Annotated in this window: 12 protein-coding genes; 4 read left to right on the top strand and 8 right to left on the bottom strand. The window is 44.3% G+C overall.

The annotated features are described in order from the left end of the window. Positions 1-5 precede the first annotated feature (5 nt). The 8 genes from J5X96_RS08070 to J5X96_RS08035 form a co-directional block, all read right to left on the bottom strand. Positions 6-386 carry a DUF423 domain-containing protein gene (locus J5X96_RS08070; protein WP_209362942.1) on the bottom strand — a complete coding sequence of 127 codons (381 nt, stop codon included), beginning with the start codon at positions 384-386 and terminating at the stop codon, positions 6-8. Next, complete coding sequence (locus J5X96_RS08065) at positions 387-839, bottom strand: DUF441 domain-containing protein (protein ID WP_209362940.1); 453 nt, start codon at positions 837-839, stop codon at positions 387-389. A 114-nt stretch (positions 840-953) separates the two neighbouring features. Further along, positions 954-1283 (bottom strand): branched-chain amino acid transporter permease, encoded by a 330-nt coding sequence (locus tag J5X96_RS08060; RefSeq protein ID WP_209362938.1) that lies wholly within the window; start codon positions 1281-1283, stop codon positions 954-956. After that, entirely contained in the window at positions 1280-2011 is a 732-nt protein-coding gene (locus tag J5X96_RS08055; RefSeq protein ID WP_209362931.1) for an AzlC family ABC transporter permease, read from the bottom strand. The genes J5X96_RS08060 and J5X96_RS08055 overlap by 4 nt, the downstream gene beginning before the upstream one ends. A gap of 4 nt (positions 2012-2015) precedes the next feature. Beyond that, positions 2016-2948 carry a LysR family transcriptional regulator gene (locus J5X96_RS08050; RefSeq protein ID WP_209362923.1) on the bottom strand — a complete coding sequence of 311 codons (933 nt, stop codon included), beginning with the start codon at positions 2946-2948 and terminating at the stop codon, positions 2016-2018. A gap of 190 nt (positions 2949-3138) precedes the next feature. After that, entirely contained in the window at positions 3139-4476 is a 1338-nt protein-coding gene (gene argG, locus J5X96_RS08045; RefSeq protein WP_006718777.1) for an argininosuccinate synthase, read from the bottom strand. Positions 4477-4561: 85 nt separating this feature from the next. Continuing rightward, positions 4562-5392: an SDR family oxidoreductase gene (locus J5X96_RS08040; RefSeq protein WP_209362922.1), complete on the bottom strand. Its 831-nt coding sequence runs from the start codon at positions 5390-5392 to the stop codon at positions 4562-4564. 65 nt (positions 5393-5457) lie between these two features. Further along, the gene (locus tag J5X96_RS08035; protein WP_109859476.1) at positions 5458-6318 is read right to left on the bottom strand and encodes a phosphoribosylaminoimidazolesuccinocarboxamide synthase; all 861 of its coding nucleotides are present in this window, start codon (positions 6316-6318) and stop codon (positions 5458-5460) included. Between the two features lie 320 nt (positions 6319-6638). Here J5X96_RS08035 and prfC point away from each other — a divergent pair, with 320 nt between their 5' ends. The 4 genes from prfC to J5X96_RS08015 all read left to right on the top strand — a co-directional run bounded on the left by prfC (position 6639) and on the right by J5X96_RS08015 (position 13409). After that, positions 6639-8222, top strand: coding sequence for a peptide chain release factor 3 (gene prfC, locus J5X96_RS08030; RefSeq protein WP_209362920.1), 1584 nt, complete (start codon positions 6639-6641; stop codon positions 8220-8222). A 274-nt stretch (positions 8223-8496) separates the two neighbouring features. Next, entirely contained in the window at positions 8497-9063 is a 567-nt protein-coding gene (locus tag J5X96_RS08025; protein WP_209362909.1) for a TetR/AcrR family transcriptional regulator, read from the top strand. A 37-nt stretch (positions 9064-9100) separates the two neighbouring features. Beyond that, positions 9101-10297: an efflux RND transporter periplasmic adaptor subunit gene (locus J5X96_RS08020; protein ID WP_209362907.1), complete on the top strand. Its 1197-nt coding sequence runs from the start codon at positions 9101-9103 to the stop codon at positions 10295-10297. A gap of 13 nt (positions 10298-10310) precedes the next feature. Continuing rightward, a complete protein-coding gene (locus J5X96_RS08015) occupies positions 10311-13409 on the top strand; it encodes an efflux RND transporter permease subunit (protein WP_209362905.1) in 3099 nt (1032 codons plus the stop codon). Positions 13410-13431 lie beyond the last annotated feature (22 nt).

The following is a 13431-nucleotide window of genomic DNA, read 5'->3' as shown; positions in this document are numbered from 1 at the left end:
CTAATTTACTTTTTTAAGCTGCCGTAAGCTAAACAAAACCAGCCGATTAAAAATAATGTACCGCCGATAGGTGTCACCCAAACCAGGAATTTGCCTGCGCCAAGCGCAAGTGCATAAAGACTGCCGCTAAAGAGAAGAATACCAAATGCCCACGCACCCGTGGCGAAATTGACCATTTTGCAGGCAACCAATGATTCACGGCACAATTGCGCAATGCCGATACCCATGATTGCAAGGGTATGGAACATTTGATATTTCACACCGGTTTCAATCCACGCTAATTCTTTAGGCTCTAAAACCTTGCTTAATCCATGTGCAGCGAAAGCGCCAATCGCCACACATAAAAAACCGCTCAAGGCGGCAATCAATAACCATTTGTTTTTCATTTAAAATTTTCCTATGAGTAATGCCAAAATACCAGCAGCGATAAGCGGCCCCACTGGGATGCCGCCGAGAAAAGAGACACCGATAATGGTGCCGATGACTAAGCCTGTCAGCAAAACCGGTTGTTCCCCCATCAGCGGAACGCCTTTGCCCGCAAGCCATGCGACCAATACACCCACCGCAATGGCAACGAACATTTTCCAACTGACAAACGCTGACAAGCCGGGAAACTGAATTTTACCGGAAACTAACGGGCTCAAAACGCCAATGGTTAAAATCACAATACCAATACTCAAGCCGTATTTTTCCAAATAAGGAATATATTGAGCGAGAAACGTTTGCTGCATGATCAGTAACACAGCGGCGGAAATGGTGATGGCGCTATTGTGACTTAAAATGCCGAGCAAAATTAACACCACCAAAAGTAACGCAATCATATTGAATTGAAGCGACATATTGATCCTAAAGTGCGGTAAGAATTTGCGGAGAATTATAGCATACGCCAAGTTTTTTCCTTGCCGGCATAGAAAATCCATGGCGAAAAAGTGCGGTCATCTTTTAGCATCTTTTTACACAAACACCTGTTGTACCAAGAACATATATAATATCGTGCCGGCAGCGATGGACAAGAACATATTGCGTTTCCACAAATGTAACGCAACGACGAGCACACCGGAAAGAAATTCGGGAACGCCATGAAAACCGCGAAATACATCTACGTTTTTGTAGCAATACACCACGAGCATACCAAACATCGCTGCAGGTAAGACTTTACCTAAATAACGGATATATTCGGGAATCGAGCGGTTCGCCGGGAAAATCCAAAAGGGCAGCCAGCGGGTAAATTGCACGGCCAGCACAGCAATACCGATGGTGATGATTTGTTCGGTTAATGTCATTCTTCAATCCTCTTTAAGGTTGAGGACAATTTCGGACGACGGAAAGTCAATACCGTCCAAATGCCAATTAAAGTAGGCAATAAGAAATAGTCATGTCCGAAAACAATAAGAGAAATCGCGGCGATCGCCAAACCTAACAAAGAGCTTTCATGAGATTTTTCCTGCGCCCAGTTTTCGGCAAAAATCACTAAAAACAATGCTGTCATAGCAAATTCAATGCCCTTCAAATCAAAGGGAATAATGTTCCCGAATACGTTGCCAATGCCAGCACCGATTGCCCAATACATATGCAAATAAAACGAAACAAAAAAGAGATACCAACCACGATCAATATGCGGTGGGACGTTTGCCATGTAATTCAAGGAAAAAGATTCATCTACCAACGTGGCAATCAGGTATGGGCGTTTTTTACCCAAGGATTTTCCGTATTTTTCCAACATCGCAATGCTATAAAAAAGCTGTCTGCAACTCACCATCAAGGTAATCAATAACGCATTTAACGGCGCAAATGCCAAACTTAATGCGCCGGCAATGATGAATTCCACGGAACCGGCGTAGATGAATAACGCCATCAACACAGGATACCAAACACCAAAACCAAGCGCTTTCATGTAAATGCCATAAGCCACGCCAAGGAACAAAAAGCCGGCGAGCATCGGCGCACTATAGGGCAAGGCGGCTTTTGCTGCCGCCCAAATGGGATGAGCATTTGTCTTAACACCAGACATACAGCTAGATCTCTTCTAATATAGACAATTCGGGCAAGGTAGAAAAACTTTGGGCTTTCACGGTTTCATAGAAATCATCCACGAACGCCATTTGCGAATCTAACTCTCGCGTTGCGGCATAAAGATTACTGTGTAATCCCTGTTCAGTGATTTTACGTGCCACAATGTAGCCACGATCCAGATAAGGCTTCGCTGCCCAAAACGGCAATGCCGCCACACCACGTTTACTGGCTACCAACTGAATGATGGCGATGGTAAGTTCACTGGTTCGGCGGGTCGGATTGATGCCTTTCGGGTGTAATACCTTACGCAACAAATCCAACATATCATCCGGTACGGGATAAGTAATCAACGTTTGATCAATAAAATCTTCCGCCTGCCAAACCTCTTTCGCTGCCAGCGGATGATCTTTTGCGCACAGCCCTACCATTTCATAGGAAAACAACGGTTTATACACAATACCCGGAGTCTCTTCCACTTCTTGCACTACCGCCCAATCGGCACGATGGCTTAACAACAACCCAACGGCATCGGTGTGGAAACCGGACACAATATCCAACTCCACCAACGGCCAATGTTGACGGAATAAATCCATGGCAGGCATGAGCCAATCGAAGCAGGTGTGGCATTCCACTGCAATGCGTAATTCACCGGCTTCTCCTTGTTTCACTCGTGCCAAATCACGCTCCGCCTCAATCACTTTAGGCAAAATCTCATTGGCAAGCTGAATCAACCGCTCACCGGCCGGGGTGAAGTGTAACGGCTGGGTTTTACGTTCAAATAACGGCAAACCGTATTGATCTTCCAACAGTTTAATTTGGTGGGAAAGGGCGGATTGAGTGAGATAAACCCGTTTTGCCGCCAAAGAAACACTGCCTGTTTCTTTTAAGGCAAGTAAGGTTTTAAGGTGTCGAAGTTCAAGAAAGATTGGTTTCATGAGAAAGATTCATATTCATGAGGGAAATAATGAAACCGTATCATACACTAAAATAGGCTGTGCTTTAATGTTCCAGAAAAGAAAATTAAGGCATAGATTGAACAAATCCGTTCATCCTTTTTGTTGAGGTTAAATCACATAAGTAGACCGCACAGAGATGTCTCAAAGTGCGGTCGGAAAAGAGAGCGTTTTACGCTTTTTTGTATAATTGCGGTAACGCAGAATCTTTGTTTGTCGCCAGTAAACCGGTGCGGGAATAGATGCCGAGTTTGTCGCGGGTGTCGGTGATATCAAGGTTACGCATGGTTAATTGACCGATACGATCGACAGGATCAAACGGTGCATTTTCCACTTTTTCCATACTCAAACGTTCCGGATGGTAGGTTAAATTCGGCGATTCGGTGTTGAGTAAGGAATAGTCGTTACCACGACGTAGCTCTAACGTCACTTCACCGGTGACCGCGCGAGCCACCCAACGTTGAGCGGTTTCGCGCAACATTAAGGCTTGCGGATCGAACCAACGACCTTGGTATAACAAGCGACCTAAACGAATACCGTTGATGCGGTATTGTTCAATGGTGTCTTCGTTGTGGATGCCGGTAACTAAACGTTCGTAAGCGATGTGTAAGAGTGCCATTCCCGGGGCTTCATAGATTCCGCGTGATTTCGCTTCGATGATACGGTTTTCAATTTGGTCGGACATCCCTAAGCCGTGACGACCACCAATGCGGTTGGCTTCAAGGAACAATTCTACGATGTTGTCGAACGTTTTACCGTTTAATGCCACCGGGATACCTTCTTCAAAACGCACCGTCACTTCTTCTGCTTTGATTTGTACATCTTCACGCCAGAATGGTACGCCCATGATTGGGTTCACGATACGAATACCGGAATTTAAGAATTCCAAGTCTTTTGCTTCGTGAGTCGCGCCAAGCATGTTGGAGTCGGTAGAATAGGCTTTTTCGACAGACATTTTGTAATCAAAACCGTTTTCGATTAAGAAGTTAGACATCTCAAAACGGCCGCCCAATTCATCGATAAATTTTTGATCCAACCACGGTTTATAAATTTTTAAATTTGGGTTGGTCATTAAGCCGTAACGATAGAAACGTTCAATGTCGTTGCCTTTGTAAGTACTGCCATCGCCCCAAATATTGACATCATCTTCTTTCATGGCAGAGACCAACATGGTGCCGGTTACTGCGCGACCTAATGGCGTGGTGTTGAAATAAGTTAAACCGCCTGTGGTCACGTGAAACGCACCACATTGGATCGCCGCAATGCCTTCTTGGGCTAATTGCGTGCGGCAGTCAATTAAGCGGGCCATTTCTGCGCCATATTCTTTAGCTTTGCGTGGAATGGCCTCGTAATCCTCTTCATCTGGTTGGCCAAGATTCGCGGTGTAAGCGCAAGGAATAGCGCCGTGTTGACGCATCCAAAGCAGTGCCGCGCTGGTGTCTAAGCCGCCGGAGAAGGCGATACCGACTTTTTCACCTTTGGGTAAGTGTTGCAAAATGGTATTTGACATATTTTCTTTCCTTATTTGTGTTTGTTTGAGTGAATGGGGTTGATAAAAGTCCGTGGTAAAAACATTTTGAAAAATCACCGCACTTTTATTCTTCGGTTGTTAGCATTAAATTCGGATCCGGATATTGGTAAACAAATTCTAATTCATGACAAATTTTTTCCGCCATGATAATGCGCTGCGGATCCTGTTCTGAGCTAATAAAGTGCGGTGGTTCTAGCCCGTATTTTTCCGCCGCGTGGCGATAATATTCTTCCCGCGTCGGGTGTATTGGCGCGGCCAAATGATATAAACGGTAGCCGCCCGGGGTTTCTAACAATAATTGAATGGCGCGAGCGCAATCGTCTAGATGGACTAAATTCACGGGAGAATAACCGCACTTGAGGGCTTGTTTTCCGGCAAGAGAATAAACGGGATGGCGATCGTTGCCGACTAAACCGGCAAAACGAATAATGTCGCAATCGATGTCTTGCATTTGTGCTAAGCCGTTTTCAATTTCCACTAAGGCACGGCCTATATCACTGTCCGGTTGGGGGATGGCAGATTCATTAAAATTGGCGGAAATGTCAGGAAAAACGGAGGTGGAACTAATAAAAATAATATGACTTACGCCTTGTAATAAGGCTTCATTAACCAGATTTTGCACGCCTTCGACATATTGATTGAGATCGAAAAAATATTGGCTTGGTGGAATGTTAATGATCAACGAATCCACATCAAGCAATGCACTGACATCATCAGGATCTGCATTAATTTCAGGGGTAAGTTCCAAATGATAGGCTTCCAAACGCATTAAACGCATTTGTTCTACACCATCGTGAGTACGTTTTGTGCCTTTAACTTCCCAACCGAGATTTTTTAAATGTCGTGCCAGTGGCAACCCTAGCCAACCTAACCCGACAATGGCGACCGACCTCATATGACTCCTATCCGGTTACAAAAAATTCCCACTATTCTAATGCATAGCGGGAATTCCTTTAAGTGTTATTTGGTTAATAAATCCAAGGCTTCTTGGTATTTATCTACGGTCTTCTGAATGACATCCGACGGCACTTTCGGTGCCGGTGGCTGTTTATTCCAACCGCTGTTTTCTAACCAGTCACGAATAAATTGTTTATCAAAAGACGGCGGGTTTGTGCCTTCTTTATAGGTTTCTACCGACCAGAAACGGCTGGAATCCGGTGTTAATACCTCATCCATCAAGGTTAACGTGCCGTTTTCATCCAAGCCGAATTCAAATTTGGTGTCACAAATAATGATACCTTTGGTTAAGGCATATTTCGCCGCTTCGGTATAAAGGGCGATGGCTTTTTCTTTCACTTGTGCTGCTAAATCTTTGCCGATTAAGTTTTCACACTCGGCATAGCTAATATTAATGTCGTGATTGCCGATTTCTTCTTTGCTGGACGGCGTGAAAATTGGCTCAGGCAATTTGCTGGCTTCCACCAACCCTTTTGGCAAAACTAAACCGCAAATGGTGCCGGTTTGTTTATAATCTTTCAAACCGCTGCCGGTTAAATACCCGCGTACGATCGATTCAATTTTAATCGGGGTTAAACGTTTACAAACCACCGCACGATCCTTGACTAAATCGGCTTCCGCTTTGGGTAACACATCGTAAACGCTGTCACCGGTAAAATGATTCGGCATAATGTGCGCCAGTTTGTTAAACCAAAAATTAGAAATTTGTGTCAGGATTTCGCCTTTACGCGGAATCGGATCATCTAAAATCACATCGAACGCCGACAATCTGTCACTGGCGACCATCAACATTCGTTTGTCATCAATTTCATACAAATCCCGTACTTTGCCGGAATAGATTTTTTTAAGACTGAGTTGTGTCATTTCATTCCCTTTTTATCTGCGTAAAAATAATGGCGCGTATTGTACCGCACTTTTCACGCAAACGTTTGCATTTTTTGGGATTTTTATTGATGTTGACTTCATATTGCCGTAAGAGAAAAAAGTGCGGTCAGAAAAAAGGATGTTTTATGACGTATCAAAATACGCCCCAAATGCACCGCACTTTGTTGCAACATGCTCCCATTCATAATGCTCAAACTTGAAAAAAGTGGCTAAAAAGCATATAGTTGCGCCACACATTTTAGGACCGTCATTTAAGGCGGTTTCTTTATTTTTTTCATCAAATCATACAGACAGCACAGATGACATACCCACAAGAACAAGTTAATAAACGCCGCACTTTTGCGATTATTTCTCACCCCGATGCGGGGAAAACCACCATCACCGAAAAGGTCTTACTTTATGGTAACGCCATTCAAAAAGCCGGTTCGGTGAAAGGCAAAGGTTCCGCGCAACACGCGAAATCCGACTGGATGGAAATGGAAAAACAACGTGGGATTTCCATTACCACTTCCGTGATGCAATTCCCTTACAATGAGTGCTTAGTGAATTTATTGGATACGCCGGGGCATGAGGATTTCTCTGAAGATACCTACCGCACTTTAACGGCAGTGGACAGCTGCTTGATGGTCATTGACTCCGCCAAAGGGGTTGAGGAACGTACCATTAAATTGATGGAAGTCACCCGTTTGCGCGACACGCCGATCATCACCTTTATGAACAAACTTGACCGTGATATTCGTGATCCGATGGAATTGTTGGATGAAGTTGAAAGCGTATTGAAAATTCACTGCGCGCCGATTACGTGGCCTATCGGCTGCGGCAAATTGTTCAAGGGCGTGTATCACTTATACAAAGATGAAACCTATCTTTACCAAACCGGACAAGGGCACACCATTCAAGAAGTGCGTATTGTGAAAGGCTTGAATAATCCGGAATTGGATAACGCCGTAGGTGACGATTTGGCACAACAATTACGTGATGAATTGGAGTTGGTCAAAGGTGCTAGCAACGAATTTGACTTAGATTTATTCCTAAACGGTGAACTGACACCGGTCTTTTTCGGTACGGCGTTAGGGAATTTTGGTGTAGATCATTTCCTTGACGGCTTAACCGAATGGGCGCCTGCACCGCAAGCCCGTCAGGCAGATACGCGTAAAGTGTCGGCTGACGAAGAAAAATTCAGCGGTTTCGTGTTCAAGATTCAAGCCAATATGGATCCGAAACACCGCGACCGTGTTGCCTTCTTACGTGTTGTGTCCGGAAAATACGAAAAAGGCATGAAACTCAAACATGTGCGTATCGGCAAAGAGGTGGTGATTTCTGATGCGTTAACCTTTATGGCGGGCGACCGTGCACATGCGGAAGAAGCCTATGCCGGCGACATTATCGGCTTGCACAATCACGGCACGATTCAAATCGGTGATACGTTCACTCAAGGGGAAGAGTTAAAATTCACGGGCATTCCAAACTTTGCACCGGAATTATTCCGCCGTATTCGTTTAAAAGATCCACTTAAACAAAAACAATTATTAAAAGGCTTGGTACAGCTTTCTGAGGAAGGCGCCGTGCAGGTTTTCCGTCCGTTGTTGAATAACGATTTAATCGTTGGGGCAGTGGGGGTGTTGCAGTTTGATGTGGTCGTTTCGCGTTTGAAATCCGAATACAACGTAGAAGCCATTTATGAAACCGTCAACGTGGCAACCGCACGTTGGGTTGAATGTGGCGATGCGAAAAAATTTGAAGAGTTTAAACGTAAAAATGAACAAAACTTGGCGTTAGACGGTGGCGATAACCTCACTTATATCGCACCAACGATGGTGAATCTCAATCTTGCGCAAGAACGTTATCCGGATGTGACATTCTTCAAAACCCGCGAACATTAATTCGTTTAAAAACGTTAAAAAAGCAGACCGCACTTTGATCTTCTTCTATGGATTGCTATCGATCATTGTGCGGTTTGTGGTCTTAAATGAAAAATAGTGCGCTGTTTTGGATGGCGCTCAATTTTTAACTTGCGAAAAAGTAAAAAATCAATAAAATGAACGAACGTTCATTCAGTGGTGTGTTATTTACTGTCTGTAACCTATCAAATGTGCGAATAAAGAGAAATTTTAACCGCACTTCTCACAATTAACCCAAGTTTATTAGTGACTTTATATGCATCAATCTGAAACGGATATGATCGAGCGAATTTTTACTGCCACGAATGATTTGATGGCGACAGTGGGTTTGCCAAATTTATCTATACATAAAATTGCCAAAGAGGCCAAAATTTCCCCGGGGACGATTTACCTTTATTTTAAGAATAAAGATGAATTGCTGGAACAATTTGCACGATATATCTTTAAATCTTTCGAAGAAACCTTGGAAAAAGACTATGATGAAAACCAGCCATTTTTCCAACGCTATCGGAAAATGTGGTGGAATATTTGGCATTCTTTGGAACAAGATCCAACGATTGTTGCCAATATGGGACAATATGAATTTCTACCCGGGTTTTATACTATTTGCAAAGAATGGGAAACGCGCGGTATTTGGCATCGTTTTTGTAAAAAAGCAGTAGAAGCCGGCGAAGTATGTGATCTGCCTCCGCATTTATTATTTGCACTTTCCTTGGAAAGCGCGCTTAATATTGCGTTTAAATGCAAGCACTTTGCCCATAAGAGTTCCATGGCGATGCTGGAGTCGGTGACCGACCGCACTTGGCGTGCCATTCAAAAATAATCACTTGAGCTATTAGATAACCTTTACGGAGTTTTTTATGAGCCAAACTCAAACGAATAAACCAAAGCGTTCTCATGTTTTCTTGTTAAAACTGGCGCTGGGAATATTTATCTTAATTTTTATCGCAATGATTGTGATGAATCAGATGAAAGCAAAAGGCATTGCGGATTTCTTGGCTAACCAAGGAGAAAGAGCCGTTCCGGTGACGGCAATGACAGTTTCTGCTCAACAATGGACACCGGTGATTCAAACCACCGGTTTGGTGCGTCCGAATCAAGGGGCGATGTTGAGTGCGCAAAGTGCGGGGACAATTTCAAAAGTTTTAGTGACCAACGGACAAAGCGTAAAAAAAGGCGAGTTGTTGGTGGAATTAGACAGCTCCGTGGAGCGTGCAAGCTTACAAGCGGCTGAAGCACAAGTGATTTCATTACGTCAAACGTATCAACGCTATGCGAATTTGGCGAAAAGTGGTGGCATTTCTCAGCAAGAATTAGACAATGCCAAAGCGGCGTATGATGCACAAGTGGCGAACGTGGAATCCTTGAAAGCCACAATTGCGCGCCGTCAAATTGTTGCACCTTTTGATGGCAAAGCCGGTATCGTGAAAGTTAATGTGGGGCAGTATGTATCGAACGGCACAGAAATTGTGCGTGTGGAAGATCGCAGTTCCATGAAAGTAGATTTCGCGATTGCACAGAATTTATTGGAAAAATTGCATATCGGTCAAAAAGTCACCGCGACAGCAGATGCCCGTTTAGGCGAAACCTTCTCGGCAACGATCTCTGCGATTGAACCGGCGATTAATTCCTCCACCGGATTAATTGACGTGCAAGCCACGTTTGATCCGGAAGATGGCGAAAAACTGTTATCCGGTATGTTCACCCGTTTAAACGTGGCATTGGCAACGGAGTATGACCAAATTGTCGTGCCACAAGTCGCTGTGAGCTACAACATGTATGGCGAATCTCTTTATATTTTGACCGCACTTTCTGATGAGGAAAAAGAGAAATTTGCTAGCCAAGGCGATGTAAACAAAATGTATCGTGCGAAGCAAATCACGGTGTTTACCAAAGATCGCCAAGGCATTTATTCTCAGCTAAAAGGCGATGAAGTGAAAATCGGCGATAAAATCGTGACCGGTGGTCAGCAAAATTTAAGTAATGGCGCATTAGTGCTTGTCGCAGATAAAGAAGGTGTCGGCACCACACAACCGGCAACGAAAACCAATCTCTAATTAGGAACAGCGAATGAAATTTACCGATATATTTATTCGACGTCCTGTTCTCGCAGTTTCGATTAGCTTGTTAATAATTATCTTAGGATTGCAGGCAATTTCAAAACTGGCAGTGCGTGAATATCCTAAAATGACCACGACCGTCATTCAGGTTTCAACCGTCTATCCCGGTGCGGATGCCAATTTGATTCAGGCATTCGTGACCTCCAAAATTGAAGAAGCGGTCGCGCAGGCGGATAACGTGGACTATATGTCTTCTTCCAGTAGACCGAGCAGTTCTTCGATCACGGTGAAAATGAAATTAAATACTGACCCGAATGCGGCGCTTGCCGATGTGTTGGCGAAGGTGAATTCCGTGCGTTCAGAATTGCCAAGTGGCATTGAAGATCCGACCGTAACCTCTTCTACCGGTGGTTCGGGGATTATGTACATTAGTTTCCGTTCTAATAAATTAGATGCCAGCCAAGTGACCGACTATATTCAACGTGTCGTGAAACCGCAGTTCTTTACTGTTGAAGGGGTGGCAAGCGTCGATATTTTCGGTGCATCCGAATATGCTCTGCGCATTTGGTTGGATCCGCAAAAAATGGCGGCACAAAACCTTTCTGCCACACAAGTGATGTCTGCCTTATCGGCAAACAACGTGCAAACAGCTGCGGGTAACGATAACGGTTTTTACGTGGTGTACAAAAACAAAGTGGATACCACCACAAAATCCGTGGAGGATCTGGGTAATCTGATTGTCTCTTCCAATGGCGATAAACTGGTGCGTTTACGGGATATTGCGGATATTGAATTAAATAAATCCAGTGATGCGGCGCGTGCCGTAGCCAACGGTGCTGATTCCGTTGTTTTAGCGGTGAACCCAACCTCTTCCGCTAACCCGTTAACCGTGGCAGAAAAAATTCTGCCGTTGTATGAAAGCATAAAAAATAACTTACCGGACGCGATTCAAACAGATATTTTGTATGATCGTACCGTTGCCATTAACAACTCCATTGAAGAAGTGGTGAAAACCATTATTGAAGCGACGATTATCGTTTTGGTAGTGATCACGATGTTTATCGGTTCTTTCCGGGCGATTTTGATTCCGGTCATTACCATTCCGATTTCCCTTATTGGGGTGATCATGATGCTGCAAACGTTGGATTTCTCCATCAACCTGATGACATTGCTTGCCTTAATTTTGGCAATCGGTTTGGTGGTGGATGATGCTATTGTGGTATTAGAAAACGTTGACCGCCATATTAAGCTGGGTGAAACGCCATTCCGCGCGGCAATTATTGGTACCCGCGAAATTGCCGTACCGGTTATTTCCATGACGATTGCGTTGATTGCGGTATATTCACCAATGGCGTTAATGGGCGGCATTACCGGAACATTGTTTAAAGAGTTTGCCTTAACCCTTGCCGGTGCGGTGTTTATTTCCGGTATCGTAGCATTAACGCTTTCTCCGATGATGACCAGTAAATTGTTGAAAGGACACGATAAACCAAGCAAATTGGAAGAGCGTGTTAACCGCACCTTAACTAAAATCAACAATGCCTATACTTATGTTTTAGGTTTAGTGATGGCGAATCGGAAATGTATGTTGGTATTTGCGGCAGCGATTTTTGCCACATTACCGGTATTGTTTAATTCCCTTTCCAGTGAATTGACCCCGGCAGAAGACAAAGGCGCGTTTTTGGCCATTGGTTCTGCACCATCTAACGTGAACGTAGATTATGTGCAAGCGGCCATGGCACCGTATCAAAAAATCTTAACGGAGACGGAAGAAGTACAATTTGCGATGACCATTTCAGGGGTGCCAAGCAGCAACCAATCTTTGAACGTCGTAACCTTGAAAGACTGGAAAGATCGTTCCAGAAGTCAGGCAAAAGTGTTGGAAGAGTTAAACAACAAAGCCAAGGCGATTCCTGAAGTGTCTGTCAGTGGTTTTGCTTTCCCCGAAATTGAAACCGGGGAACAAGGACCACCGATTGGTTTTGTGATTAGTACGTCAAAAGGCTATGAAGATTTAGCGAATGTTGCCGGTAAATTCTTGGAAGCGATGCAGAAATCCGGCAAGTTCGTTTACTCGAGCTTAGATTTGAAATTCGACACGGCACAAATGCACATCAAAATTGACCGTGAAAAAGCCGGTACTTACGGCATTACGATGAAACAAATCAGTGCAACATTAGGCAGCTTCTTATCCGCAGCGACAGTTGAACGTGTGGATATTGACGGTCGTGCGTATAAAATTATTTCACAGGTAAAACGCGAAGATCGCTTATCTCCACAAAGTTGGGATAATTATTATGTTTCGGCTGCGAATGGCACATCTGTTCCGCTAAGCAGTTTGGTGAGCATGACGTTAGAACCACAACCAAGCTCTTTGCCACGTTTCAGCCAGCTGAACTCGGCGGTGATCAGTGCGGTACCGATGCCGGGTTCTTCCATTGGGGATGCGATTCAATGGCTGAAAGACAGCTCAAAAGAATTATTACCGCAAGGTTATAACTACGACTTCAAAGGTGAAGCCCGTCAGTTGGTACAAGAGGGTAATGCGTTAGCCGTGACGTTCGTGTTGGCGGTAGTGATCATTTTCTTGGTGTTAGCAATTCAGTTTGAGTCCATTCGTGACCCGATGGTGATCATGATTTCCGTGCCGTTGGCGATCAGTGGGGCATTATTAGCATTAAATGCCTTCGGTTTTGTTGGCAAAGCCGGTGCGACATTGAATATTTACTCCCAAGTGGGGTTAATTACGTTGGTCGGATTAATCACTAAACACGGTATTTTAATGTGTGAAGTGGCAAAAGAAGAGCAGCTCAATCACGGTAAAAACCGTATTGAGGCCATTACTGAAGCCGCCAAAGTGCGTTTGCGTCCAATTCTGATGACCACTGCAGCGATGATTGCCGGCTTGGTTCCATTGCTTTATGCCACTGGTGCCGGCGCAGTCTCCCGTTTCAGTATGGGGATCGTGATTGTTTCAGGTTTGGCGGTTGGTACGTTGTTTACCCTGTTCGTGTTGCCGGTGATTTATTCTTACGTGGCAAGTGAACATAAACCGCTCCCAGAATTTGATGAAAACGTCAAACCGATTGAAGGTGAGATAAATCACTAATTCAAATCATCCGTAAAACAAA

This window comes from Aggregatibacter sp. 2125159857, assembly GCF_017798005.1.
Classification (GTDB): Bacteria; Pseudomonadota; Gammaproteobacteria; order Enterobacterales; family Pasteurellaceae; genus Aggregatibacter.
This window is presented reverse-complemented; position numbering and strand designations above follow the sequence as displayed.